The sequence below is a fragment of the Neiella marina genome (genome assembly GCF_002165625.1).
Lineage (GTDB): Bacteria > Pseudomonadota > Gammaproteobacteria > Enterobacterales > Neiellaceae > Neiella > Neiella marina.
This window is the reverse complement of the sequence record NZ_NGNS01000012.1, coordinates 68,583-91,905: the sequence shown is the minus strand read 5'-3', so window position 1 is coordinate 91,905 and position 23,323 is coordinate 68,583. Positions and strand designations below refer to the sequence as shown.

The 23,323-nt window shown below is 48.9% G+C and carries 22 protein-coding genes; 14 read left to right on the top strand and 8 right to left on the bottom strand.

Features of this window, described 5'->3' with window-relative positions:
• Nucleotides 1-25: 25 nt before the first annotated feature.
• Nucleotides 26-967 carry an LpxL/LpxP family Kdo(2)-lipid IV(A) lauroyl/palmitoleoyl acyltransferase gene (gene lpxL, locus CBE68_RS10780; protein WP_087506098.1) on the bottom strand — a complete coding sequence of 314 codons (942 nt, stop codon included), beginning with the start codon at nt 965-967 and terminating at the stop codon, nt 26-28.
• Nucleotides 968-1,125: 158 nt separating this feature from the next.
• Between lpxL and hldE the strand changes: the two genes are divergently transcribed.
• Nucleotides 1,126-2,550, top strand: coding sequence for a bifunctional D-glycero-beta-D-manno-heptose-7-phosphate kinase/D-glycero-beta-D-manno-heptose 1-phosphate adenylyltransferase HldE (hldE, locus tag CBE68_RS10775; RefSeq protein ID WP_087506097.1), 1,425 nt, complete (start codon nt 1,126-1,128; stop codon nt 2,548-2,550).
• A gap of 70 nt (nt 2,551-2,620) precedes the next feature.
• Here hldE and tolC read toward each other — a convergent pair whose 3' ends face one another.
• Nucleotides 2,621-3,940, bottom strand: coding sequence for an outer membrane channel protein TolC (gene tolC, locus CBE68_RS10770; protein ID WP_087506096.1), 1,320 nt, complete (start codon nt 3,938-3,940; stop codon nt 2,621-2,623).
• Between the two features lie 157 nt (nt 3,941-4,097).
• Here tolC and nudF point away from each other — a divergent pair, with 157 nt between their 5' ends.
• From nudF to CBE68_RS10715, 11 genes are all read left to right on the top strand, one after another.
• A complete protein-coding gene (nudF, locus tag CBE68_RS10765; RefSeq protein WP_087506095.1) occupies nt 4,098-4,757 on the top strand; it encodes an ADP-ribose diphosphatase in 660 nt (219 codons plus the stop codon).
• Nucleotides 4,691-5,200, top strand: a complete 510-nt coding sequence (locus CBE68_RS10760; protein WP_087506094.1) for a DUF1249 domain-containing protein — start codon at nt 4,691-4,693, stop codon at nt 5,198-5,200. Before nudF ends, CBE68_RS10760 begins: the two co-directional genes overlap by 67 nt.
• Nucleotides 5,201-5,204: 4 nt before the next feature.
• On the top strand, nt 5,205-6,035 hold the full coding sequence (gene cpdA / locus CBE68_RS10755) for a 3',5'-cyclic-AMP phosphodiesterase (protein ID WP_158100574.1): 831 nt from the start codon (nt 5,205-5,207) through the stop codon (nt 6,033-6,035).
• Nucleotides 6,036-6,611 carry a YqiA/YcfP family alpha/beta fold hydrolase gene (locus CBE68_RS10750; protein ID WP_087506092.1) on the top strand — a complete coding sequence of 192 codons (576 nt, stop codon included), beginning with the start codon at nt 6,036-6,038 and terminating at the stop codon, nt 6,609-6,611.
• Between the two features lie 91 nt (nt 6,612-6,702).
• The gene (gene parE / locus CBE68_RS10745) at nt 6,703-8,592 is read left to right on the top strand and encodes a DNA topoisomerase IV subunit B (RefSeq protein ID WP_087506091.1); all 1,890 of its coding nucleotides are present in this window, start codon (nt 6,703-6,705) and stop codon (nt 8,590-8,592) included.
• A gap of 32 nt (nt 8,593-8,624) precedes the next feature.
• Nucleotides 8,625-10,916 carry a DNA topoisomerase IV subunit A gene (gene parC, locus CBE68_RS10740; RefSeq protein ID WP_087506090.1) on the top strand — a complete coding sequence of 764 codons (2,292 nt, stop codon included), beginning with the start codon at nt 8,625-8,627 and terminating at the stop codon, nt 10,914-10,916.
• Between the two features lie 177 nt (nt 10,917-11,093).
• Nucleotides 11,094-11,819, top strand: coding sequence for a 1-acylglycerol-3-phosphate O-acyltransferase (locus CBE68_RS10735; protein ID WP_087506089.1), 726 nt, complete (start codon nt 11,094-11,096; stop codon nt 11,817-11,819).
• 15 nt (nt 11,820-11,834) lie between these two features.
• On the top strand, nt 11,835-12,218 hold the full coding sequence (rraB, locus tag CBE68_RS10730) for a ribonuclease E inhibitor RraB (RefSeq protein ID WP_087506088.1): 384 nt from the start codon (nt 11,835-11,837) through the stop codon (nt 12,216-12,218).
• A gap of 202 nt (nt 12,219-12,420) precedes the next feature.
• The gene (locus CBE68_RS10725) at nt 12,421-12,672 is read left to right on the top strand and encodes an RNA recognition motif domain-containing protein (protein ID WP_087506087.1); all 252 of its coding nucleotides are present in this window, start codon (nt 12,421-12,423) and stop codon (nt 12,670-12,672) included.
• Between the two features lie 227 nt (nt 12,673-12,899).
• Nucleotides 12,900-13,706, top strand: coding sequence for a glycosyltransferase family 2 protein (locus CBE68_RS10720; protein ID WP_087506086.1), 807 nt, complete (start codon nt 12,900-12,902; stop codon nt 13,704-13,706).
• A 9-nt stretch (nt 13,707-13,715) separates the two neighbouring features.
• Nucleotides 13,716-14,369, top strand: coding sequence for a sulfotransferase family 2 domain-containing protein (locus CBE68_RS10715; protein ID WP_087506085.1), 654 nt, complete (start codon nt 13,716-13,718; stop codon nt 14,367-14,369).
• 3 nt (nt 14,370-14,372) lie between these two features.
• Here the strand turns inward: CBE68_RS10715 and CBE68_RS10710 are convergent, their stop codons facing one another.
• The 5 genes from CBE68_RS10710 to CBE68_RS10690 all read right to left on the bottom strand — a co-directional run bounded on the left by CBE68_RS10710 (nt 14,373) and on the right by CBE68_RS10690 (nt 20,296).
• Nucleotides 14,373-15,167: a hypothetical protein gene (locus CBE68_RS10710; protein WP_087506084.1), complete on the bottom strand. Its 795-nt coding sequence runs from the start codon at nt 15,165-15,167 to the stop codon at nt 14,373-14,375.
• Between the two features lie 8 nt (nt 15,168-15,175).
• On the bottom strand, nt 15,176-16,186 hold the full coding sequence (locus CBE68_RS10705; RefSeq protein WP_087506083.1) for a glycosyltransferase family 8 protein: 1,011 nt from the start codon (nt 16,184-16,186) through the stop codon (nt 15,176-15,178).
• Nucleotides 16,187-16,227: 41 nt separating this feature from the next.
• Nucleotides 16,228-16,878 carry a sulfotransferase family 2 domain-containing protein gene (locus CBE68_RS10700; protein ID WP_087506082.1) on the bottom strand — a complete coding sequence of 217 codons (651 nt, stop codon included), beginning with the start codon at nt 16,876-16,878 and terminating at the stop codon, nt 16,228-16,230.
• A gap of 93 nt (nt 16,879-16,971) precedes the next feature.
• Nucleotides 16,972-18,759, bottom strand: a complete 1,788-nt coding sequence (locus CBE68_RS10695) for an AMP-dependent synthetase/ligase (protein ID WP_087506081.1) — start codon at nt 18,757-18,759, stop codon at nt 16,972-16,974.
• 184 nt (nt 18,760-18,943) lie between these two features.
• The gene (locus tag CBE68_RS10690) at nt 18,944-20,296 is read right to left on the bottom strand and encodes an MATE family efflux transporter (protein ID WP_087506080.1); all 1,353 of its coding nucleotides are present in this window, start codon (nt 20,294-20,296) and stop codon (nt 18,944-18,946) included.
• Nucleotides 20,297-20,469: 173 nt separating this feature from the next.
• Between CBE68_RS10690 and CBE68_RS10685 the strand changes: the two genes are divergently transcribed.
• Nucleotides 20,470-21,318 carry a helix-turn-helix domain-containing protein gene (locus CBE68_RS10685; protein ID WP_087506079.1) on the top strand — a complete coding sequence of 283 codons (849 nt, stop codon included), beginning with the start codon at nt 20,470-20,472 and terminating at the stop codon, nt 21,316-21,318.
• Here CBE68_RS10685 and CBE68_RS10680 read toward each other — a convergent pair.
• The gene (locus CBE68_RS10680) at nt 21,315-22,049 is read right to left on the bottom strand and encodes a phosphatase (RefSeq protein WP_087506078.1); all 735 of its coding nucleotides are present in this window, start codon (nt 22,047-22,049) and stop codon (nt 21,315-21,317) included. The two genes, CBE68_RS10685 and CBE68_RS10680, sit on opposite strands and share 4 nt — an antisense overlap.
• A gap of 114 nt (nt 22,050-22,163) precedes the next feature.
• Here CBE68_RS10680 and CBE68_RS10675 point away from each other — a divergent pair, with 114 nt between their 5' ends.
• Nucleotides 22,164-23,321, top strand: a complete 1,158-nt coding sequence (locus CBE68_RS10675; RefSeq protein WP_087506077.1) for a tetratricopeptide repeat protein — start codon at nt 22,164-22,166, stop codon at nt 23,319-23,321.
• Nucleotides 23,322-23,323: the final 2 nt, after the last annotated feature.

Here is a 23,323-nt window from a genome sequence, read left to right as displayed (position 1 = left end):
AATTGAGTAACAGCAAAACGCCGCACTAGCGGCGTTTTTGGTATCGAGAAGGCAACTCTTTATTGGGCCTGGTTTTAAAGCGTCGGTGAACCCAAAGGTATTGTTCAGGGTGACGCCGAACATTCGCCTCAATGATGGCGTTGACGCGAGTCGTATCGGCATGTTCATCACCACTTGGAAAATCTTCGACAGGCGCTTGAACTTCTAACACGTAGCCGGAACCATCGGCTTTGCGGTACTGGAAAAAAGGCACCAGTGCGGCCTTGCCTAGCGCTACCATCGAACCGGTCGCTGGTGTTGTTGCAGCATCAGGGATGCCGAAGTAGGGCACAAAGATGGAACGTCTAGGACCGAGATCCTGATCGGGTGCATACCATACCGCATGCCCCTTTTTCAGTGCTTTAAACGCGGATCTGATATTGTTGCGATTGAGCATTAAAGCGCCAGTCTGACTGCGACCTCGATACTGAAAGTATTCCATCACGGCGTTTTTGTTTGGCCGATAAATGCCTCCAGCTGGGTAGTCGATGGCGAATCGGCGGCAGCCAACTTCCAAGCTCATCATGTGGCACGCGAGCAAGACAATACCTTGTCCTTGTTGCTGAATCTTCTCGAAATGCTCAACACCTTTTAGTTCGGTGATTTTTCGCAGGCGCCGCTCAGGCCAAAACCAAGCGATACCCGTTTCCATTAACGCCGCACCAGCTTCTTTGAGGTTTTGTTTGAGCATCTGGTGACGTTGCTGCGCCGTCAATTCGGGAAAGCATAGTTCAATGTTGGTTGCGGCAATATGGCGGCGGCGTGGCATTAACACCCCCGCTAACGTGCCTAGACCATAACCGATGGCGATAATCCAACGAAACGGCAATTGCACCAACAGCCAAAGCAAGCCATAGCCAAACCACACCGGCCAATATTTGGGGTGCAACATAAACCACTGGAAATCGCCGGGGGTCTTTTCTGTCATGAATTCATTAAGCGACTGCAAAAAAACGAGTCGGCTATTCTAACTAAGCTGCTGATGTGATGAAAGCTACTATAGAACACAAGACTCCCTAGAGGTGGTCCATGTGTTAGACTGTGCGCCACTTAACTTCTGACTCAGCCTTTTCGATCGGATCCGCTATGAAATTGACCTTACCCGACTATTCCACTGCCAAGGTTGCCGTTGCTGGCGACCTCATGCTTGACCGATATTGGCAAGGTCCGACGGGCCGAATTAGTCCGGAAGCACCAGTGCCTGTTGTCAAAGTAGAGCAGTTTGACGACAGACCTGGCGGAGCTGCTAACGTTGCTCTCAACCTCGCAGCATTAAAAGTTAATACCCGACTGTTGGGGATGACAGGTAACGATGAAGCCGCCGAAGTGCTGCAGCGCGCATTAACTGGCGTCGGTGTAGCAACTGATTTTCAGCAAGTTGAAGACTTGCCGACCATCACTAAACTGCGGGTGATTAGTCGCCATCAACAACTGATCCGTTTGGATTTTGAAGAGAGCTTTGCTGCCATTGATGCTGCGCCAATGACCGCCTCATTTGAACAGGCATTGGTTGAGGCCAATGTGGTGGTGTTATCTGATTATGCCAAGGGCGCGCTAAGTCAGGTGGCTGAGCTCATTCGCCTCGCTCGCAAAGCAGGCCGTATTGTGTTGGTTGATCCGAAAGGTACAGACTTTGAGAAGTACCGCGGGGCGACCTTACTAACGCCCAACCTTGGCGAGTTTGAAGCCGTTGTTGGAACGTGTAAATCCGAGGCCGATCTGGTCGCCAAAGCACATAAATTGCGCCATGATTTCGAGCTAGATGCGCTGTTGGTGACCCGAGGTGAGCATGGCATGACACTTATCTCCGGTGATGGTGACGAGCTGCATTTGCCGGCCATGGTAAAAGAAGTGTTTGATGTGACAGGTGCTGGCGACACGGTGATCTCGGTACTAGCTGCGTCGCTTGCTGCGGGCACGCCGATTGCTGAATCTTGCGCTTTGGCTAACATTGCCGCCGGAATTGTGGTTGCTAAGCTGGGCACGTCAACCGTTTCACAAATGGAGTTGGCCCAAGCCATTGCCGAAGGCACCGAATCGGGTTTTGGCGTGGTGACTGAGCAACAGTTAGGCTTTGCGGTTGCACAAGCGAAAGCTCGGGGTGAGCGCATCGTGATGACCAACGGTTGTTTCGATATTCTTCACGCGGGCCATGTGTCCTACCTACAAGCCGCTCGGGCATTGGGCGATCGGCTGATCGTTGCTGTCAATGATGATGCCTCCGTCACGCGACTAAAAGGCCAAGGCCGACCGGTAAATCCCATTGAGCGGCGCATGGCTGTATTAGCAGCGCTTGGCGATGTCGATTGGGTGGTACCCTTCAGCGAAGACACTCCGGCTCGGGTGATTGGCGAGACCTTGCCTGACTTGTTGGTGAAAGGTGGTGATTATAAGCCTGATGAGATTGCCGGTGCCGATGCCGTTTGGGCCAATGGTGGCGAGGTACAAGTACTGCATTTTGAAGATGGCTGTTCAACGACAAAGATTATCGAACAGATCAAGCAACAGTAACCGAGTACATCAACAAATAAAAAAGGAGCGCGTAGCGCTCCTTTTTTGTTCTCTCAATGGGCTAATGACCCTAGCTGGTTGGTCGAGTTAGGCCATTGTTAATCAGAATAATATCCTGCTCAGACAAGTTACCGGCGGCAAACTTCAATTGCACCACACTCAGAATGTAGTTGTAGCGCGCATCTGACAGACGACTTTTGGCGTCAAACAAGTTTCGTGTTGAGTCTAAAACGTCAACGATGGTACGAGTACCCACTTCAAAACCGGCTTCAGTAGCTTGCAGTGAGCTTTCCCGAGAAATTACAGTTTGTTCGAACGCTCGAACGGCACTGATTGAGGCTTTAACGTTGTTATAGGCGTTAATCACGCCACGCATTACAGCGCGATAGGTTTCATTGAGTACCTGACTCGCTTCAACAAAGTTAGCGCGAGCGACGCGAGTCTGGGCAGTTGTGCCACCACCAGTGTAGATTGGTAGGTTCATCTGCACACCGATAACATTGTCGGTGTATGACGATTTGCCGATTAGGTTGGAGTCATAATCGTTATCGGCAGCATTCAACTGAGCGAATAACGAGAACGTTGGCCAGTGACCAGATTGCGCTAACTCAATGTCTTGCATTGCGATATCAACACCCAACTGACTGATAATCAGGTTGAGGTTTTTGTCGTTGGCCATTTTTTGCCAATCGCTCGACAGTTTCGGGTCCGGTTGCACTGGGCTGAAGCGTTCGGTGTTCAACACGTTCAGGTCCTTGTGATACATGCCGGTGATTTCACGGAGGCCTTCATAGCTGTTTTCGAGTTGATTCAGTGCCACAATTTCGTCGGCAACTGACTGATCGAATTCCGCCTGCGCTTCGTGAACATCGGTGATTGCTGTCAGACCTACGGCAAAACGTTGTTTAGTTTGCTCTAATTGGCGGGCAATGGCTTTCTTAGTCGCTTGGACAAATTCAAGTTGGTCACGTGCGCTCAACACATCAAAGTAGGCTTCGCTCACTCGCACCATTAAATCTTGCAATGCCGCCTGGTAATTGGTGTCAGCTTGACTGGCGACTTTTTCAGCACGATCCAGACCGACCCAATTGGAGCGGTCATAAATGCTTTGATTAAGGCTCAGGCTTGCGGTGCCGCGATCTAATTCTCTTACGTCACGGTTACTGCCTGTCGTGCTGTAGTCTGCGGTAAGGTTTATTTGTGGCAGTAATGGTGCCCGACTTACGCTTATCGCTTCCATCGCTGAGTCACGCTGGGCGATCGCTTGTTGTAAAACCGCGTCTTTTTCCAGAGCTTTTTGATAAATCTGATGAAGATCATCGGCGAAGGATGGAGTGCTGCACACTGCGAGAGCAATTCCCATGCTCAATGCACGAAGTGTTTTTGTCATTGGTGTAATCCCATTCCTGATCTGTTGCTAGCAACTAGTGTATACGATTATGCACACGTATTATGAACTTATTACGGCTGCTGCCAACGTTAAAAATGTAAAATTCTGTTGGTAGCATAGACGGTTACAAACGGTTAACAAGTTCAAGGAGCAGTTGATGAGCAAAAAAAATGAAATCTCACAGTCAGGTTCAGGCTTGAGTGTTAGTGATGTTGAGATCGTTGCAACGGAAGCTGCTTACCAAGGATTCTTTCGTTTAAGTAAGTATCAGTTAAAACACCGGCTGTTTGCTGGTGGTTGGACCCCTGTCATTGAACGTGAAATGCTTGAGCGAGGTCACGCTGCTGTACTTTTACCCTATGATCCTGTTTTGGATCAGGTGGTTATGGTTGAACAATTTCGTCTCGGTGCGGTCGAAACCTCGGACTATCCTTGGTTACTTGAATTGGTAGCCGGGATCATCGAAGAAGGCGAATCGGCGGAAGATGTTGCTCGCCGTGAAGCTGTTGAGGAAGCTGGGCTGAATGTTGAACAGGTGGAACTGATTTGCAGTTATCTGCCAAGTCCGGGAGGCTGCAGCGAACGAATCAGCCTGTTTATCGGTCAAGTTGATAGCAGCGGGGCGGGCGGCTTACATGGTCTGGCAACAGAGCATGAAGATATTCGTGTCCATGTTTATTCAATTGAAGAGGCGTTAAAACTGCTTGATTCGGGAAAAATTGACAATGCTGCCAGCATTATCGGGTTACAATGGCTAGCAATGAATCATCAACGTATTCGACAACAATGGCTGGAAACCAAGCTCAGCGACAACTAAACAATAAACGCTATGTTCCAAATATCTCGGAGCTGCATGCATGTTGTGCGCGTAATTATGCGAGCTTGACCCGGCTGATCAATGGACTCGCAGGCGAAGCCACCATGACGTTTAGTCAAGCCGGCGAAACCCTTGGACTGGATATTGAAGATGAAGCGCCATACACCACGACTATTCGGTTAACCCAAAGTCGGCAGGGGATGCCGAAGTATTTGGCTCCGACCATGCAGGTGCGGTTGTACCATGATGCGAGGATGGCAGAAGTGTTAAGTTGTCAGCAGATCTGCAGTGTTCGGGCAAGCTATGATTATCCGAATATTCGCATGCATCAGCGTGACGAAAAAATGCAGCTTAATCAGTTTCTTGCCGAATGGATTGAATTTTGTTTAGACCACGGTGTCGGCTCAAATAACGAATTACATAAAAAATTGATAAATTGGTAATAAATTGAATAATCAGGATTTTCTGACATTAGCTGAGTCGGAAACTGGGACGCTACGAATCCTTCAAATCACAGATACTCATTTGTTCGGCGATCCAGCGAAAGACTTACTCGGAGTAAATACTCGCGACAGTTTTCTTGCGGTTCTGGCAAGCATTAAGTCTGACAACCAGTTGTTTGATTTGGTCGTCGTGACCGGTGATATTTCGCAAGATGATAGTCCCGCCTCTTATCAGGCGTTCGCTGAAGAAATCGCGGTTTTTGGCAAACCTGTGGTGTGGTTACCCGGTAATCATGATGACGGTTTGATCATGCCTGATTTACTTGGTGCAGAACCGCTGTCTAGCGTTGATCGAGTCCTTACTGACCACTGGCAACTGTTGATGCTCAATTCTCAGGTTCGCGGTTTTACCTTTGGCGAACTGGCGCAGTCTCAGCTTGAATTTGTTGCCCAGGCGCTGAGCGATAACCCCAACCATTTCACTTTGGTGTTTGTTCATCACAACCCGGTGCCAATGGGTTGCCGTTGGCTTGATCAGCATCGGATGAAAAACGGTGAAGCATTATTGTCATTGCTAGCACAAGCGGATAACGCTCGAGGTGTGGTATGGGGTCATGTCCATCAGGATTGGCAGCAAACTCGTGATCACTTGCATTTGATTGCAACACCATCAACGTGTATCCAGTTTAAACCGCGTTCAGAGCAATTTGCGCTCGATAAGCGGCCACCTGGTTATCGCTATCTGATGTTGGCCCAAGATGGCTCGTTAGCGACGGAGCTGAAGCGTTTAGCATCTGACGCATTTGTTCCCAACTTGCGCGCGCAGGGTTATTAATTGCAACAAACTCTGTTTTATATTCATGGCTTTATGAGCTCGGAGCAATCCCATAAAGCACACTTGACCGAGCAATACCTAAGTCAGCATATGCCGCAAGTTCGGTACGTAAGGCCGCGGCTGGCTGATGAGCCTGATGCCGCTATTCGGCAACTCAACAGTCAAGTAGAACAAGCGCTCGTTGACTCTCAGGTAGCTCTGATTGGCTCATCTCTGGGTGGCTTTTATGCCCACTATTTGGCCGAACAGTTTGATGTCCCGGCGGTGTTGATTAATCCGGCGGTGGCGCCATATGAGCTGTTGCAAAATTATCTAGGGCCGCAAACTAACCCATACACTGGCAATACCATTGATTTGGGGCAACGTCACATGGCGCAGCTTAAGGCCATTGAGCGCGATGTTAAAAGTGACCAATTGCTGCAGCTTTGGCTTGAGACTGGCGATGAGGTGCTTGATTATCGCCAAGCAGAGCAATATTTCCAGCGTTGTGATTGTCGCATTCGTTCCGGAGGCGATCACAGCTACCAGCATTTTGCTGAAGATTTACCCAAGATGTTGAAATTTCTGCTGGCCTAGCTCAAGTACTCCGGCCATAGAGCGCCAGCATAGTTGACATCCCAGCGCCCTTTTTGAACTATTAGGCAACCTAAAATTAACGACCCGTCTTATGTCAGAGCAATATACGTCCGATGCCATTGAGGTGCTCAGCGGTTTAGATCCGGTGAAGCGCCGTCCTGGTATGTACACCGAAACTACTCGACCCAATCACCTTGGGCAGGAAGTGATCGACAACAGTGTCGATGAAGCACTTGCTGGCCATGCCACCAAAGTGGAAGTTATCCTTCATGACGATCAGTCATTGGAGGTTATTGATGATGGTCGCGGCATGCCGGTTGATATTCACCCGGAACATGGGGTCTCGGGCATTGAGCTAATTCTCAGCAAACTGCATGCTGGTGGTAAGTTCTCTAACAAAAACTACCAGTTTTCGGGTGGTTTGCACGGGGTTGGCATCTCGGTGGTCAATGCTCTGACCAAGAGGCTGGAAGTGGTCGTTAAGCGTGACGGCCAAGTGCACGAGATTGTCTTTGAGAACGGTGAAAAAGTTCAAGAGCTCACCGTTACTGGCACAGTTGGCAAACGAAATACCGGTACTCGTGTGCGGTTCTGGCCTGATGCCCGCTATTTTGACTCGGCCAATTTCTCTGATTCTCGCTTGCGACACCTGCTCAAAGCCAAAGCTGTACTATGTCCTGGCTTACAGGTCAAGTATCACAACAAGAGTAAAGATGAAAAGCATGAGTGGTGTTATCAAGATGGCTTGAAGGACTATCTGGTCGACTCCGTCAAAGAATTCGAAATGTTGCCGGATACGCCGTTCACCGGCAATCTGGCAGCCAATAATGAAGCCGTTGACTGGGCCGTGGTTTGGCTACCCGAAGGTGGCGATGGTCCACAAGAAAGCTATGTCAACCTCATTCCTACCGCTCAAGGTGGTACTCACGTCAATGGATTCCGAAACGGCTTGCTTGAAGCGATGCGAGAGTTTTGTGAATTCCGCAATATTTTGCCGCGCGGAGTGAAACTGACACCGGATGACATCTGGCTGCGCTGCAGTTACATCCTATCGGTGAAGATGCAAGATCCGCAATTTGCTGGTCAGACAAAAGAACGGTTATCGTCGCGCCAATCGGCAGCATTTGTCTCCGGTGTGGTGAAAGATGCCTTTAGCTTGTGGCTCAATGAACATGTCGATTTTGCTGAAGCGTTGGCGGAAATGTGCATTTCCAATGCGCAAAAGCGGATGCGCTCGCGGGCCAAAGTGGTTCGCAAGAAAGTAACGTCTGGGCCTGCGCTGCCCGGCAAGCTGACGGATTGCTCTAGTGATGATCCGATGCGTGGCGAACTATTTTTGGTGGAAGGTGACTCGGCAGGCGGCTCTGCTAAACAAGCGCGCGATCGAGATTTTCAGGCGATCATGCCGCTGCGAGGTAAGATCCTCAATACTTGGGAAGTGGAATCAGAACAAATTCTTGCTTCGCAGGAAGTTCACGACATTGCGATTGCGTTGGGGATTGACCCTAACTCTTCTGACCTAAGTGGCCTGCGCTACGGAAAGATCTGTATCCTCGCCGATGCCGATTCCGATGGCCTACACATTGCCACTCTGCTGTGCGCATTATTCATGCGCCATTTCCGCACGTTAGTGCAGGAAGGACATGTTTATGTCGCGATGCCGCCGCTTTATCGCATCGACATTGGCAAAGACGTTTACTACGCCTTGGACGAAGCAGAGCGCGAGGGAATCCTCGACCGCATTGCTGCCGAAAAGAAAAAAGGCAAAGTAAACGTCCAACGATTCAAAGGCTTGGGTGAAATGAATCCACTGCAGTTGCGCGAAACTACGATGGATCCAAATACGCGCCGCCTAGTCCAGCTAACCATTGATGAGCTGCAGCATACCGAAGAGCTGATGGATATGCTGTTGGCCAAGAAGCGCTCCGGCGACCGCAAAGAATGGCTGGAAACCAAAGGCAATTTGGCCAGTATCGACTAACAGAATAACAACACGCTAACGACAGAATTACTATGACTGATGACGCAGCTGACTTAAGTCTGGAAGGAATCGAACGACTTCCACTGCATAGCTTCACCGAGCAAGCGTACTTGAACTATTCGATGTACGTGATTATGGATCGGGCCCTGCCGCACATCGGTGATGGCTTGAAGCCGGTTCAACGACGCATTGTCTACGCCATGTCTGAACTTGGCCTATCGGCAGTAGCGAAATACAAAAAATCGGCTCGTACCGTCGGTGACGTGTTGGGTAAATACCATCCCCACGGCGACAGTGCTTGTTATGAAGCCATGGTGTTGATGGCTCAGCCGTTTTCCTATCGCTACCCGCTGGTTGATGGCCAAGGTAACTGGGGCGCGCCGGATGATCCGAAATCATTTGCCGCTATGCGTTACACCGAGTCCAAGCTGACCCGCTTTAGTGAAGTGTTACTGAGCGAGTTGGGACAGGGGACCGTTGATTGGATCCCGAATTTCGATGGCACCATGAAAGAGCCATCGGTATTGCCTGCGCGCTTACCTCATATTTTGCTTAATGGTGTCACCGGTATCGCTGTTGGTATGGCCACTGACATTCCTCCGCATAATGTGCGCGAATTGGTCTCAGCCTGTATTCATTTACTCGATAATCCCAAATCGACAGTCGAAGAGCTGATGGACTTTGTGCTCGGTCCAGATTATCCGACTGAAGCGGAAATCATCACCCCGAAAAAAGATTTGCTTGCCATGTACGAGAAAGGTCGAGGCAGCATTCGAATGCGTGCGGTGTGGAAGCGCGAAGATGGCGATATTGTGATTTCGGCATTGCCTCATCAAGCCTCCGGGGCCAAAATTCTGGAGCAAATTGCTGGCCAGATGCAGGCCAAAAAGCTCAGTATGGTGGCTGATCTGCGTGACGAGTCCGATCATGAAAACCCAACTCGCCTCGTCATTGTACCGCGCTCAAATCGGGTGGATTGCGAGCAACTAATGCAGCACCTGTTTGCTTCGACCGATCTGGAGAAAACTTACCGGGTCAATGTCAACATGCTTGGCCTTGACGGTCGACCTCAGGTGAAACCGCTCAACAAACTGCTTAACGAATGGTTGGTGTATCGCAAAGACACGATTGTTCGACGTCTGCAGTACCGCCTCGACAAAGTGCTTGACCGTTTGCATGTGCTTGAAGGCTTGTTGGTGGCATTCCTCAATATTGACGAAGTCATTCACATCATTCGCACTGAGGATGATCCGAAAGCCGCTTTGATTGCCCGTTTTGGTATTTCTGAGCGTCAGGCAGAAGCGATTCTGGAACTGAAGTTGCGCCACTTGGCGAAACTTGAAGAAATGAAAATCCGCGGTGAGCAGTCAGAACTGGATGCTGAGCGGCTCAAACTTGAACAGTTATTGTCGTCGGATCGTCGTTTGAAAACCTTGATGAAAAAGGAATTACAAGCTGACTCTGAGAAGTATGGTGATGATCGCCGTAGTCCGATTGTCGAGCGTAGCGAAGCCAAAGCGCTAACCGAAAAAGATCTGCTGCCATCCGAAGCAATTACTGTGGTGTTGTCAGAAAAGGGCTGGGCGCGAGCGGCCAAGGGCCACCATATTGATGCAGAAAATCTTAGCTACAAAGCCGGCGATCAATATCAAGACAGTGCTGAAGGCCGGAGTAATCAGCCGGTGGTGTTTATGGACTCCTCGGGGCGAACATTCTCGACCGATGCTCACACCTTGCCGTCAGCGCGCTCCCAAGGTGAGCCAATGACCGGCCGCTTTAGTCTGGTTGCCGGAGAAAACCTTGAATATGTGTTGATGAGCAGCGATGAGCAGAAGTACCTGATCAGCTCGGACGCTGGCTATGGCTTTGTCTGTAAGTTTGACGCCATGCTCAGTCGTCAGAAGGCTGGTAAAGCGCTGCTGAACAAACCTGCCGGCGCTAAAGTGCTGGAGCCAAAACCTGTGCCTGCAGATGATGCCTTAGTGGTGACCGTCACCACCGAAGGACGGATGTTGGTATTCCCGATTGATCAACTGCCTGAGCTTGGAAAAGGCAAAGGCAACAAAATTATCCAGGTGCCGCCAGCCCGAGTGCAAAGCCGCGAAGAATACGTCAAACAGATTGCCTTAGTACCGCCGGGCCTCTCTGTGGTGTTGAAGGCTGGTAAGCGCAAATTAACCTTGAAGCCAGCGGATCTCGAGCATTACAAAGGTGATCGTGGACGTCGCGGTAACAAACTTCCTCGGGGCCTGCAACGTGTTGAAGAAATTCTGGTTGAGCAACCAGAAACGCCCGAGGTTATTGAGCCGGATAGCGATTCCTAGACTCGTGCTCTGGAGCGATTGGCTGCCTCGCTAACTGGTAGGCAGTCAAACGTCAGACCTAGTTTTGGGCCGTCAAATCACTATGGCGGCGATCTCTAGTAAATAACTGTTTCAAGCAATGGACTGCCTAATGAAAGCGGCTATACTGCCGCGACATAAGTATGAAAGGCATTGTCCATGCTATATCCCCTCCGAGTTGTTGTCAGTGTTGGCTTTTTACTGCTCATGGCAGTGCCTTTGCTCATACTTTGTTTGTTTCGACCATTTCATAAAAATGCGGTGTATTGGGTTTCTCGGCCTTTCGGCTGGGTTGCACCATTGCTTGGGTTTAAGGTGCAAGTAAACGGCCGCGAGCACATCAACAAGCTTGGCCCCTGCGTGTTAATCTGCAATCACCAGAGCACCCTTGACCTGGTAATTTGTCCGGCACCGTTTCCGCAAAATGCAGCCACCATTGGCAAAAAAAGTTTGATTTGGTTGCCTGTCTTTGGCTTGTTTTTTTGGCTCAGCGGTAACATATTGATTGACCGCCGTAACTCAGGGAAAGCCAATGATACGCTGCGCCAAGCCGCGACCGAAATCGATCTTAAACAGCGCAAGGTATGGATGTTTCCAGAGGGGACTCGAAGTTATGGCCGGGGATTACTACCTTTTAAAACCGGTGCATTTCGGCTCGCCAAGTTAGCCAAGGTGCCGCTGGTGCCAATTTGCGTCGCCGATACATCTCAACTGGTTGACTTAAAGCGCTTTAGTAATGGTGTTGTGCCGGTCCGAATTCTGCCGCCGATACAGTTAAACGAGGCTGATGATGTCCGTATCGTTGCCGATGAGCTTCATCAAAAAATGGCTGCTACAATTGCCGAACTGACCGAGCAGGCACTGCGGCAGCGCGCTAACAGTTAAATTCTAAGGAACAACATGGATCAAGAACTCGAATCACTCCAACAATTTAATCGCGAAATACGACAAGCATTACTTGATGACGGTAGTGACCCAGATGGCCTTTATGTGTTGGAGCATCATTTTTCAGCTGAGGATTTTAATCTATTAGAAGCCGCTGCTGTCGCTGCATTTAAAGCCGGTTATGAGGTCACTGATGCCGAGCAAGTGGAAGATGAAGATGGCAACAACCTGTTTAGTTTTGATGTTGTCAACGAGCAGCCTCTAGATTTGGCAGTACTTGATGATGAATGTAAAACCATGCTGGAAAACGCAGAAAAATGGGGCGTTTATTACGATGGCTGGGGCACCTATTTTGTTGATCCAGATGGTACCGAAGAGCCTTCCGAAGACAACTCATAGGCTCATAGTTAGAATCATCGCAATGACAGTAAACGCTTAGTCAGGTGGTTTGCCTAACGAGTCAAAAACTATTGGAACCAATTCGTCATGGTTTTGCCATATACAGCCGCTATGCTGGCCAAAGGTGCCAGAAGGACAAGTGCTTGACGGCAGGTATTGGTTTTCAGCCTTGATTGCTGATTGAATTGAAAGAGATTTTCCGATGAGACTTTATGTAGGCAACCTGTCGTACAAATTGACTGACGAGGGGTTAAATGAAGCATTTGCACCGTTTGGCGTGGTCAGCTCGGCGAACATTGTCATGGACCGAGAAACAAATCGCTCAAAAGGCTTTGGTTTTGTTGATATGCCGGATGATGGCCAAGCACAATCAGCCATCGAAGCATTGAATGGTCAGCCATTGGCTGGTCGCAATTTGGTCGTTAACAAAGCTCGCCCTCGAACGACTCGCTAATTGGCTCCTGCATGCTTAATGGCCGAGCCACTGAGCATGCTTGCTAACCCACCTAATTTTCATTTCCTCGCGTCATTGATTACAATGGCCGACTCAGCCATTGTGGTTGAACTGGCGCTATAATCAGCCCAAACTAGTGGCGAGCCTGAAACGAAGTTAATCGTCAAGGCAGTTGCGTGTCGCTTGGCATGGATATGCCAAGCTATCAAGGAGCTTGAACCCCATCCATGAACAGTTCGTCGACAGCTCCAGCTGTTAGTGTCTTTATCATCACGCTGAATGAAATTGAGCATATCGAGCAAGCGATTCGCAGTGTTCAGCATCTTGATGAGATTATTGTCGTCGATTCTGGTTCTACCGATGGCACAGTCGAAGCAGCTAAAGCTCTTGGTGCAACCGTGGTTCATCAGGACTGGCTTGGTTACGCCAAGCAGAAACATTTCGCGATGCAGTTATGCCGCAATCAGTGGTGTTTTAACCTCGATGGGGATGAGGTTGTGCCGGCAGCTGTGCTCGGCGAGATCCTTGCCTTGGTTGCTGATGATCAATGTGATGCCATTCGGGTTCGTTTTGAAGACTTTTTCATGGGTAGTGCGATGCATCCAAAGTCTCATAAACGATCAATCGTCCGCGTGTACAAAAAGGATCGCATTGAGTTTCCATTGCACAAATCGGTACACGAAAATGTCAAGGTGACAGGTCGTGTGGCGAAGATAAAGGGCTGTATTCACCACTACGGCTACGATTCGGTGGCCAAGCTGCTTGGCAAGCAAAACAAGTATTCAAGCCTCCGAGCGGCAGAAAAATATGCCGGTGGTAAGCGCAGTCGTTGGCTCAAGTTGCTATTGGTGATGCCAGTGATTTTTGCCAAAAGTTACTTTTTACGACGCATGTTCTTGTCAGGATGGCGAGGCTTTATCCATGCCGTTGTAGAAGCTATGTATGCATTTCTTAAGGAAGCGAAATTGCTTGAATTAACCCGTGTCGGCAGCTCAGAGAAGGAAAAGAGCTGGCCCAACGGCAGATTAAAATAAAGACTCCAGATGTTGTTATCTCACAAGCACAATTTTTTGTTTGTTCATATCGCCAAAACTGGCGGTACCAGCGTGCGCACCGCTCTGTCCAAGTATCGCTGGGGTCACAAATATAGCTTGCCGCAGTTTGTTTGTAGCAAGTTGAGCCAAATGACGGGGCACCACATTGGCTCTAAGTTTCCGCGTCACTCAAAGGTCATTGCAGCCAAGGAAATGCTGCCCGGCGACTACTTTGAGCAATTGTATAAGTTCGTGTTTGTGCGCAACCCTTGGGATTTACAAGTTAGTTCGTTCCACCACATCAAACGCGAACGTCCTAAGGTGATGGCTGGAAAAGATGATTTTGAAACGTTTTTAAAATGGAAATTTGATCCAGAGCGCCCATATCAGTACCACATTGATACTTCTATCGAGCTACAAACTGATTACTTGGTCGATTTGCACGGTAACGTCATTGTTGACTTTATCGGTCACTACGAAAATTTGCAGCAGGACTTCAATAGCGTCTGTGACAAGTTAAAATTGCCGACTATCGAGCTACCTCATAAGCGCAAAGCAACCGATCGGAAAACCTACCACGATTACTATACCGACGAGACCGCGGAACTGGTTGCTAAACACTTTAAGCGTGACATCGATATTCTTGGCTACAGCTTCGATTGATTGCTAGAGGTATTGACGCTTCAACTGCTCAATCAATGAATCTGGCGGGAACTGGTGATTCTTGTCGATCTTCTTGGCGGCTAAATATTCATTCCACAAATGCAATGCATAGGTGTTGCTGAATAGTCGGTCGTTGGCAAAAGTGCGGTCGAAAATAGCATCACAATTGGTGGCGTGGACGGGGTAGAAGTAAGTGTAGGGCTTAGCCTGATCCATAACGCCAAAGTGTTTTGCTGCTTGGGTAAAGCCTTTCGGACCACCAATACTTCCTCTTGATCCAAATTGCGCTGAACGCGGCAGCGCTTTGCGGAAAAAGCGCTGAATCTTATGCTTGGTTTTGTCATTTGGCCAGGGCGCTGTGGGCTGGCGGCAAGCCTGCGCCATAAACTGACAGACTCGGTGACCGGCCGGAAATTTCAGCATGGCGACGTTTAACTCAGCCATTTTTTGACTGCCAAAAACCACGTCCTCGGTAAAGTCGAACGGTTTAATGCACACCAAATCCATATCTACCCAAGTGCCGCCTTGCTGGGAGAGCAATTCCCAACGAAACCAGTCGGCAAAAATGGCCAGACTGCCGCCGTTGGCTTTGAAAATACTTTGCTCTGGTAATATTTGATTGGCATCTAGGATTGTTGTGCCTTCCGGAATACCTTTCACTGGTCCATAGGTGTACAAGTGGAACTGGTGACCATTGGCGAGATATGAACAAATAGTCAATTGTTCGAGAACGGATAGTTGATTGCCAATCCAGAGAGATTGCACCACCAGATTACTGTTGCCATTTTGAGTGACCATGATACGTCCTATGGTTGTTGCATGTTGCTGTATAAGTCTTGTTTAGAAAGCAGCCGCTCAGCAGTGCTGGCGTAGTCAACGGCAGCGACGATGGCTTGGTAGACGATGGCTCGCTTAGGGTTGAACAAACGATAAAAAAGGGCCTTGCGTTTCGCTTTGCGCCAGGCTTTTGGGTTGATTTCAATGGCAGCAAGTTCTGCGATCTGATAGTGGTTTGCCGCTTCAATAAACAGCTTATTAGCTAAGTACTTTCTCGGCTCGCTTTGGTGCGGCTGCCAAGGCTTAGGTCGGTTGATATAGTGAATATTCACTTTGGGTAGAGCGCCAGCTAGTTGGCTGGCATTGACTGTTTCTAACACCCAATTATTACTCTTTTCTATCACAGTTTTGTGGCCTTGGCAGACCATATTGATGATGGTTTGGTCGGCGTGGGTGAGGTGCTCAAGGCCGATATCTGAGACCCATTGCAGTACCTTGGTTAATGGTAAATTGCATCGCATCCAATCTAAATTCAATAACAGCAGGCCAGCATTTAAATAGGGATCATCAGGCAGCTGTAACTGCTCTGGGCAGGGACAGTCATGCTTGATTGTGCCAATTGGATCTCGGACCCCGACAATCGCCTCTGCACCAGTTTGATGAACAATGAAATCCTCAACCCCTCGTAAACACAGGATGTCAGAATCGAGATAGACGACATGGGATTCGTCGATCATGTCGGCCAATAAGAACCGTGCATAGGTGATCCACGAGCCCAGATGTTCGGGCAAGCTGGCGATGGTATCAGTAGGTGGCTTGATCACAGCTAGTTCATAACTGGCGCCATTGAGTAAGGCAGTATGAGCTAGCTTTTGTTCGAGAGCAGTGATTGAAGATGCGGCTAACCCGCAATCGATGACATAGAGTTTGTAGTGATAATGGCCACTCGCCTGAGCAAAACAAGAAACCATAGCCATGGTCAGACCGATGACATAGTTTTCATCGGCACAGCAGGCAACTGCGATATGGGGCTTGGGCATTCCGTTATCTCTGGCTTTGTTCGTTGCAATCGGCGGTTAAGTTAAAACTGATAACCCAGTATTTCTAAGTCTCGTTGGTAATGCTGCTCTACGAGCTTGATGTCTTGATCTGAATAATATTGCTGGTAGCCACTGCGGCTACTTGCTTTGCGTTTGTGCGGTAGTGCGAGTCGTGGAATGCCGATGGCATCGCACGCTTCATCAAAATCATGCTGTAGTTGTTCGAAGCGGCAAATTTTATCAACAATGACCTTACCATGGAGGTCAACCACATAGTCAGATTGCAGCGGTGCATGCAGTAGCTCCTCAAAAGGGCGTTCTGGGTCCAGCCGCACGCTGAGGAACTCGGAGAAGTTACTGATGTTGTAGCGTTTGAAGATCTGTGGATGCTCTTTTTTGATGTGGTAGAACGAGCTCACTTGTAAATCGAAAGGGTTGCGCACCACACAGAATTTGTAGAGGCCATTGAAATACTCTCCCGGTAGCATTTCTTTGGCGGCAACGGCTTTGCAATGACGAGGAAATTTGGCGCCGATGTGATGACCGGTCAAGCCGCTGAGGCGGCTAGCTAGCCATTGAGGCAAGGAGTAACGGTGTCCCCATCGATATTTGGCAAGCGCGGAGCGGACGCTGGTACCACCGGTTTTAGCAATGTGGATAAATAAAAATTGATGTTTGTGGGAAAGTAACAAAGGCTGGCCCCGGTGGCATAAAAAACGCCCCGATAATAGCTCAAAATCAAGAGCTTCAACAGAGCGTTTGAAATGCCAGTAACGGGGGGAAGGTTAGCTTACGGCGCTGTACATTGCCTCGATTTCGTTTTGATAACGTGAATAAATGACTTTTCGGCGCAGCTTCAGCGTTGGTGTAATTTCTCCCAGTTCCATTGAAAATGGCTTGGTGAGCAAGGTAAATCGTTTTACTTGTTCGTAGCGTGCAAGGCTTTTTTGCAGGGCTTCTAAGCGCTCATTGAACATAGCGACGATTTGCGGATGCTTGACTAATTCTAAGCGCTCTTTGTAAGCCAAATTGAGTGCTTTGGCGTGCTCTTCTAAGGTTTCGAAGCAGGGCACAATGAGGGCAGAAACAAAGTTACGGGCATCGGCAACAATCGCAATTTGTTCAATCAAGCGATCTTTGCCAAGCGTTCCCTCAACTAACTGCGGCGCCACATACTTGCCGTTAGATGTCTTCATCAATTCTTTCAAGCGTTCGGTGAACACTAGGTCGCCATGATCATTGATGTAGCCAGCATCTCCGGTCTTCAACCAGCCATCTGCTGTCAATACTTCAGCCGTTGCTGAAGGCTTGTTGTAATAACCTCGCATGACGGTATCGCCTTTGACCCAGATTTCATTGTTAGGGCCCTGTTTAAGCTCGATACCAGGCATTGGTGTGCCAACCGTGCCAAGGGTAAAGTCTTGATCATTGAAGCAGCTGACTGTCGCTGTAGTCTCAGTCATGCCATAGCCCAATTTCAAGTGTATGCCGGCAGCGAGAAAGAACTGATGGACATCCTTATCTAGCCCCGCCCCGCCAACCGGGAAGAAGCGACAATTACCGCCAAAACGAGCTCTTAGTTTGGTAAACACTAGTCGATCGGCCAGTTTGTACTGTTGTTCAATCCACCAATTCGAAGCCAAGCCACTTTGGCTTCGGCGCAAGCGAGCTAAAGCGATCTTGCTCGCCCAGCTAAAGATTTGCTGGCGCAATTTAGGCGCTTGAGCCACTTTGGCGTGGATAGTGGCGTAAGCTTTTTCATAAAGGCGAGGGACCGCGCACATGACCGAGGGTTTTACTTGCTCAATCACATCCATCACTCGGCTTGGATCGCGTAAGTAAACGTTGGTGGCTCCTTTGAACAAGGCAAAGTAAGTCCAGCCGCGCTCATACACGTGGGACAATGGCAGCATGCACAATGACACATCGGATTCGTTCAGTTCGAGACGCTCATCGTGCACTTTCATTGCCGCCGCAAAGTTAGCGAAATCGAGCATGACGCCTTTCGGTTCGCCGGTAGTACCCGAGGTATAAATTAAGGTTACCAGATCCGTCATATCGAACTGTTCCGAGCGATTGAGCAGTTCACTATGGGCGTTGCTATCGGCAGCGACGAAATAGCTGGAATAAACCGCATTGGTGCAGCCTTTTAGATCAACACTGTCATCAAACACGATGATTTGCTGAATATCGCCATTGTTCAACAGTTCGAGAGCTAAATCGTATTGGCCTTGCTCGCCGACGCAAAGGATATCGATATTGGCGTCTTGGATGATGTAGCGCGTTTGCGCCAGGGTATTGGTCGGATAAATGGGGACAACCACACCGCGTGCGGAGAGAATACCGTAGTCGGCAATTGTCCACTCTGGCATATTGCGGGAAAAAATGCCGACCTTATCGCCGACTTGGTGACCGCTGCTGATTAAAGCTTGAGCGAACACTTGTACTTGCTCGCCGAATTGTTGCCAGCTAATAGAGCGCCAGCCGCCATTGGCCTCGTAGCGCATTGCTTCGTTGTTACCACTTTGCGAAATCCTTTCGCGTAAGAGCTCCACTAAGTGATATCGAGTCATAGAACAGTCTTTTGTTGATGCGGCCATAGTCCGCCGCAAGCCTACTTATTTTCCATTGAGCTTACAAGTGTTCCCTGAATGTGGGTTGAATGACGACGCGGTTTACCTGTAAAGAGCAGACTCCAAGAGGTAACTGAGGGGGCTGGCACAAATTGCCAGCACGCCGAGCTAGGGCTCGATGGTATTAATGTTCAGCAGCTGCGATGGTATGCATCCAAGTGCGGCTGAATAACTTGCGAAAAAACAGTATCGCTTTGACGATTTCTTCACAGTAAACCATGAAGTAAACCCAGATGAAGGGCCACTGCATTTCGACTGCTAACCAAGTCATTGGGATGCCAACGCACCACATGCCAAATGTATCTGATAGCAAGCAGTAACGGTTTTGTCCGCCGGTACGCAAAATGCCCATCGACAAGGTCATGTTGGTGACCTTCAACCAGCTTAATAATGCCATCATCAACAATATCTGACTCGCTAGGCGCAGTGTTTCTTCACCCAAGGCTGCGTAGGGAGCGAGCACATATTGATAGTTGAGTGCCAGCACGATACCTACCAACATTGCGACCGCGGGATTGTAGAGCGCAAAACCACGAGCCAATGTCCAAGCTTGCTGATGATCGTTGGCGCCCAGTTTCTGCCCAACCAAAATGGCGCTGGCAGATGACATGCCAAAGAACAGAGCTAGCATTGCCCCTTCAATTGGCGTCAACATGCTGGCAATAGCCAACGCCTCGGTACTGACCCGGCCATACAACATGACATAAACGAAGGTGCCACAGGACCAAATACCAAAGTTCACCATCATTGGCAGGCTCAATAGCAAGTAGCGACGCCAAGCAATGAGTGAATTGGTGACGGCCAAGTTCTCCAATCTTGGCAGCGTCACGTGACGCCGCCACAGCATAAAGCCAAGTAACATGGAGACGTGCAGCGAGCGAGCTACAGATGTCGCTATCGCAGCGCCAGCAACCCCCATCGCCGGAATCGGGCCCCAACCAAAGATAAACACAGCATTGAGCACAATGTTGAGAGCAATTGCTGCGGTACTGATTGCTAATGGGGTTTTGACTTCGCCGACACTGCGCATCGCAGCTTCAAAAATGATCAAGAATAAGCTACAAATCAGCGCGATTAAGGTTAGCCGCAAGTAATTTGCGCCTAACGCAATCACTTCCTGATCGGGAGAGCCCCAAGCCACTACCACTTCTGCCTGTAGCCAAAGCCAAACCACTACCGGAGCCAATAATGCAGACCCACAAATGGTGGCGAGCAGCACCGAATTGCGGATCCCTCGAATATTCTTTGCTCCCCAGTACTGCGCGACCAAAATGCTCAGGGCCGTGCCAAGGCCAGCAAAAATAACAATGATGACAAATTGAATTCGGTTACCTAATCCCACCGCAGCAACAGCAGCATTGCCCAAATGGCCCACCATCATCACATCGACCATTCCCAATACTGTCATTAGTACTTGTTGGATCGATATTGGCCAGGCTAAAGCAAAGCTGGTTTTGAGGGCGTTTGGTAACTGCATTATTTGTCCTCCACATCAAACAGCGTATGAGAAATAGCGAATAATAAGGCTGTGATTATTCTTGGTGACAAAATGACCAGCCGAGTAATAGGGGCGAAGTATAGGGCGAAGCGTGAAGTTGAGTAGGTTCAGAGTTATCATTGGTATGTTTAAAACTATCATCGAGGTGATTGATGGAATGGCGCGATATCTTCCATTTGCATCCTGATTGTGAGGAGCGATTTGTTGCGACCTTGGATGTACCGGAACTGAAGAACGCCGGCGTGACCCTCGCCGGGCAATCATTGTTGAAAACCAGTTATCGCATTGGTCGTGCTGTACCTGACTATCATACAGTGCTGTTTACTCTGGCTGGTGGTGGACTGCTGCAAACCCGAGATGGGCATTGTCAGATCGAACGCGATAGCATTATGGTATTGCCTGCACGCGCACCCCACTTGTTTGTGCTAGAACAACATGAACAATGGCAATGTTGCTGGTTTTTGCTAGCTGATGATGAGCGTTGGCAATTTCTTCATCAACAACAAAGCCGAGTTGAGCCTATTTCCGGGCAGGGCGAACAGTTCAATCAAACCCTGTCGCTTCTTGCGGCAGAGTTGAAGCGTCCGGCAGATATCCAACAACTCGATTTACTGGCAAAAGTGCTGCTGAACTTTCTGGATCGTATTCTTGATCGCAACAGTGAATTGCCACGGCAGCAAATCAGACTTCAACGATTATTCGACGAAGTTGGCCGCCAGCTCCATTTCCCTTGGACCGTCGCCGAGTTGGCACAACGTATGTTCTTGTCGGAGCCACAGTTTTATCGTTTAGTTCGACAGCACCTTGGTGCCAGCCCGATGCAATTTATTACCCGCATGCGTATTCAGCGTGGCCAGGATTTGCTGATTCACTCGCAACTATCGGTCAAGCAAATCGCTCAATCATTGGGTTATGAAGATGGATTAAGCTTTTCTCATTGTTTTAAAAAGCATGTTGGCCTGTCACCGCAGCGCTGGCGTAATCATCAGCGCAATCTTTAGGGCAACTGAGACACCACCGATTTGTTGTGCAAAGCGAGAAATGCTTTGAAGCTTGCCAAATCGCGATTGATGATTTGCGTCGACGCCAATCCCACTTTATCGATTGCTTCTAAGCTTTTGCTGAATTCACCAAGTTGATAGCTGATATGGCTATCGCTACCGACACTGACCAAACCGCCTAGCTCCTTTACCACCTGCAAAATGCCCATGCAGTTAGGTTCGCTGCCGTGGCGAGATTCCAAAAACGAGCTGTTATTAATTTCAATCGCTACGTTGTGTTGTATCGCGGCTTCAATCACGGCTTGATAATCGAATGGAAAATTGGGGTTGCCGGGATGACCAATGATCTGGCATTTGCCAGATTCAATGGCACCGATTAGTGCTTGAGTGTGATCACTTTTACTGGTTGGTTTGATGACTGGTTCATGAAAACTCGCGATCACCAGATCGAGTTTATCGTGGAGCGCGTCGGGCACGTCTAGACGGCCATTACTGTCGAGGATGTTTGCTTCCATTCCGCGGAAGATAGTTATGCCATCAACACTGCGTGGAAATATTTTCATGTTGACGAAATGATAGATGTGCGGGCTATCGGGCATAGCCACTCCGTGGTCGGTAATGGTAAAACCCTGTAAACCGCGCTCTTTGGCAACGATCAGGTAATCGTGAACGGTACTGTAAGCATGAGTGCTGGCTATCGTGTGAGCGTGGGTGTCGACCAAAATTCTCATGGTTACCTCTTAATATCGGTTGCGCTGCTTTGTGGCAAAATTGTGAAGCGGAGAAAACCCATTTATTTGCTGCTTTTCTATACTAAAGCCTGTCTATGGCAAAGGTATTAAACCATGAATAGGCTCTTCATCTCGCTAATTGCTCTGTTAAGTCTAGCTGCTTGTAGTTCAACTGAAACGCAAGCGCCGGTTGTTCAGCTTAGTCAGCTCAACTTACCCACTCCCAGTCATCAAGTGGGGCAGGATATCCCGTCTCGCAAGCAGATTTTTGCCCTATCGAGAGAAGCAGAGTTACTGCTCAACAAAAAGTTCGCCATCGACCGTTCAGATAAAGACCGCTTGATGTCGTCATTTCGCCGCTGGATGGTCAAGCCCAGTGGTTTTCAAGTGGATTATGACAATAAAACCACCTTCACCGCTGCTCAGGCGTTTGAAGAACGAGCGGGCAATTGCTTGTCGTTGGCTATTCTGACTCACTCATTTGCTGAGCATTTGGGCTTGAAAGCTTACTTTTTAGAGCCGGATGTGCCGTTTTTCTGGGAGATGCATGATAGCTTCGAAACGTTGGGCGATCACATCAATGTCTACGTTCGAAGTCCTCATAATATGGATCAGGTATGGGGTCCAAGTGGCTTTATTGTCGACTTTACTGAGAATGATCTATACCGCTATGCCAAGCGTTATGAGCTGACTAAAGATGATATTGTCGGCTCGTTTTATCACAATCGAGCGGCCGAATCGCTGGCGGCCAATGATTTAGACCTTGCGTACAGTTTCTCTTACCATGCGCTTCGGAATGCTCCGCAAAAATCGAAGAGCTATTCTCTGATAGGTATCGTGTTGCGCCGGATGGGAGAAGTAGAGTTGGCGGAGCAGGCTTATAACATTGGCATGCAACTCGATGCCATGGATCCGGTATTACTGAACAATTTAGCATTCTTCTACCGCGCCGAAAATCGAGATTATGAAGCGTTACTGATGTCACTTCGGCTTGATCAGATCAAGCTAGAAAGCCCTTTTGTTTTGGCTCGAGAAGCCGAGGAGTACTTTTCAGAAGGTTCTTATAATGATGCCCTAAGCCACTACAACAAAGCCATTCGGCGGGCTGATTACATTCATAATTTTTACTTTGGCAAGGCCAGGGTATTGTTGGCTCTGGGCGAGTATGAGGATGCTTTAGTGGCGTTAGAAAAGGCTCAAGAATTGAGTACAACCCGAGAGCAAAACGCCAGATATGGCGGCAAAATTGCCGCCCTTAATAACCTATTATAGGT

What these genes read in the sequence shown, in the direction of transcription:
- lpxL (WP_087506098.1), bottom strand. Translation starts at nt 967, where the DNA reads ATGACAGAAAAGACCCCCGGCGATTTCCAGTGGTTTATGTTGCACCCC.
- hldE (WP_087506097.1), top strand. Translation starts at nt 1,126, where the DNA reads ATGAAATTGACCTTACCCGACTATTCCACTGCCAAGGTTGCCGTTGCT.
- tolC (WP_087506096.1), bottom strand. Translation starts at nt 3,940, where the DNA reads ATGACAAAAACACTTCGTGCATTGAGCATGGGAATTGCTCTCGCAGTG.
- nudF (WP_087506095.1), top strand. Translation starts at nt 4,098, where the DNA reads ATGAGCAAAAAAAATGAAATCTCACAGTCAGGTTCAGGCTTGAGTGTT.
- CBE68_RS10760 (WP_087506094.1), top strand. Translation starts at nt 4,691, where the DNA reads ATGGCTAGCAATGAATCATCAACGTATTCGACAACAATGGCTGGAAAC.
- parE (WP_087506091.1), top strand. Translation starts at nt 6,703, where the DNA reads ATGTCAGAGCAATATACGTCCGATGCCATTGAGGTGCTCAGCGGTTTA.
- parC (WP_087506090.1), top strand. Translation starts at nt 8,625, where the DNA reads ATGACTGATGACGCAGCTGACTTAAGTCTGGAAGGAATCGAACGACTT.
- CBE68_RS10735 (WP_087506089.1), top strand. Translation starts at nt 11,094, where the DNA reads ATGCTATATCCCCTCCGAGTTGTTGTCAGTGTTGGCTTTTTACTGCTC.
- rraB (WP_087506088.1), top strand. Translation starts at nt 11,835, where the DNA reads ATGGATCAAGAACTCGAATCACTCCAACAATTTAATCGCGAAATACGA.
- CBE68_RS10725 (WP_087506087.1), top strand. Translation starts at nt 12,421, where the DNA reads ATGAGACTTTATGTAGGCAACCTGTCGTACAAATTGACTGACGAGGGG.
- CBE68_RS10720 (WP_087506086.1), top strand. Translation starts at nt 12,900, where the DNA reads ATGAACAGTTCGTCGACAGCTCCAGCTGTTAGTGTCTTTATCATCACG.
- CBE68_RS10715 (WP_087506085.1), top strand. Translation starts at nt 13,716, where the DNA reads ATGTTGTTATCTCACAAGCACAATTTTTTGTTTGTTCATATCGCCAAA.
- CBE68_RS10710 (WP_087506084.1), bottom strand. Translation starts at nt 15,167, where the DNA reads ATGGTCACTCAAAATGGCAACAGTAATCTGGTGGTGCAATCTCTCTGG.
- CBE68_RS10705 (WP_087506083.1), bottom strand. Translation starts at nt 16,186, where the DNA reads ATGCCCAAGCCCCATATCGCAGTTGCCTGCTGTGCCGATGAAAACTAT.
- CBE68_RS10695 (WP_087506081.1), bottom strand. Translation starts at nt 18,759, where the DNA reads ATGACTCGATATCACTTAGTGGAGCTCTTACGCGAAAGGATTTCGCAA.
- CBE68_RS10690 (WP_087506080.1), bottom strand. Translation starts at nt 20,296, where the DNA reads ATGCAGTTACCAAACGCCCTCAAAACCAGCTTTGCTTTAGCCTGGCCA.
- CBE68_RS10685 (WP_087506079.1), top strand. Translation starts at nt 20,470, where the DNA reads ATGGAATGGCGCGATATCTTCCATTTGCATCCTGATTGTGAGGAGCGA.
- CBE68_RS10680 (WP_087506078.1), bottom strand. Translation starts at nt 22,049, where the DNA reads ATGAGAATTTTGGTCGACACCCACGCTCACACGATAGCCAGCACTCAT.
- CBE68_RS10675 (WP_087506077.1), top strand. Translation starts at nt 22,164, where the DNA reads ATGAATAGGCTCTTCATCTCGCTAATTGCTCTGTTAAGTCTAGCTGCT.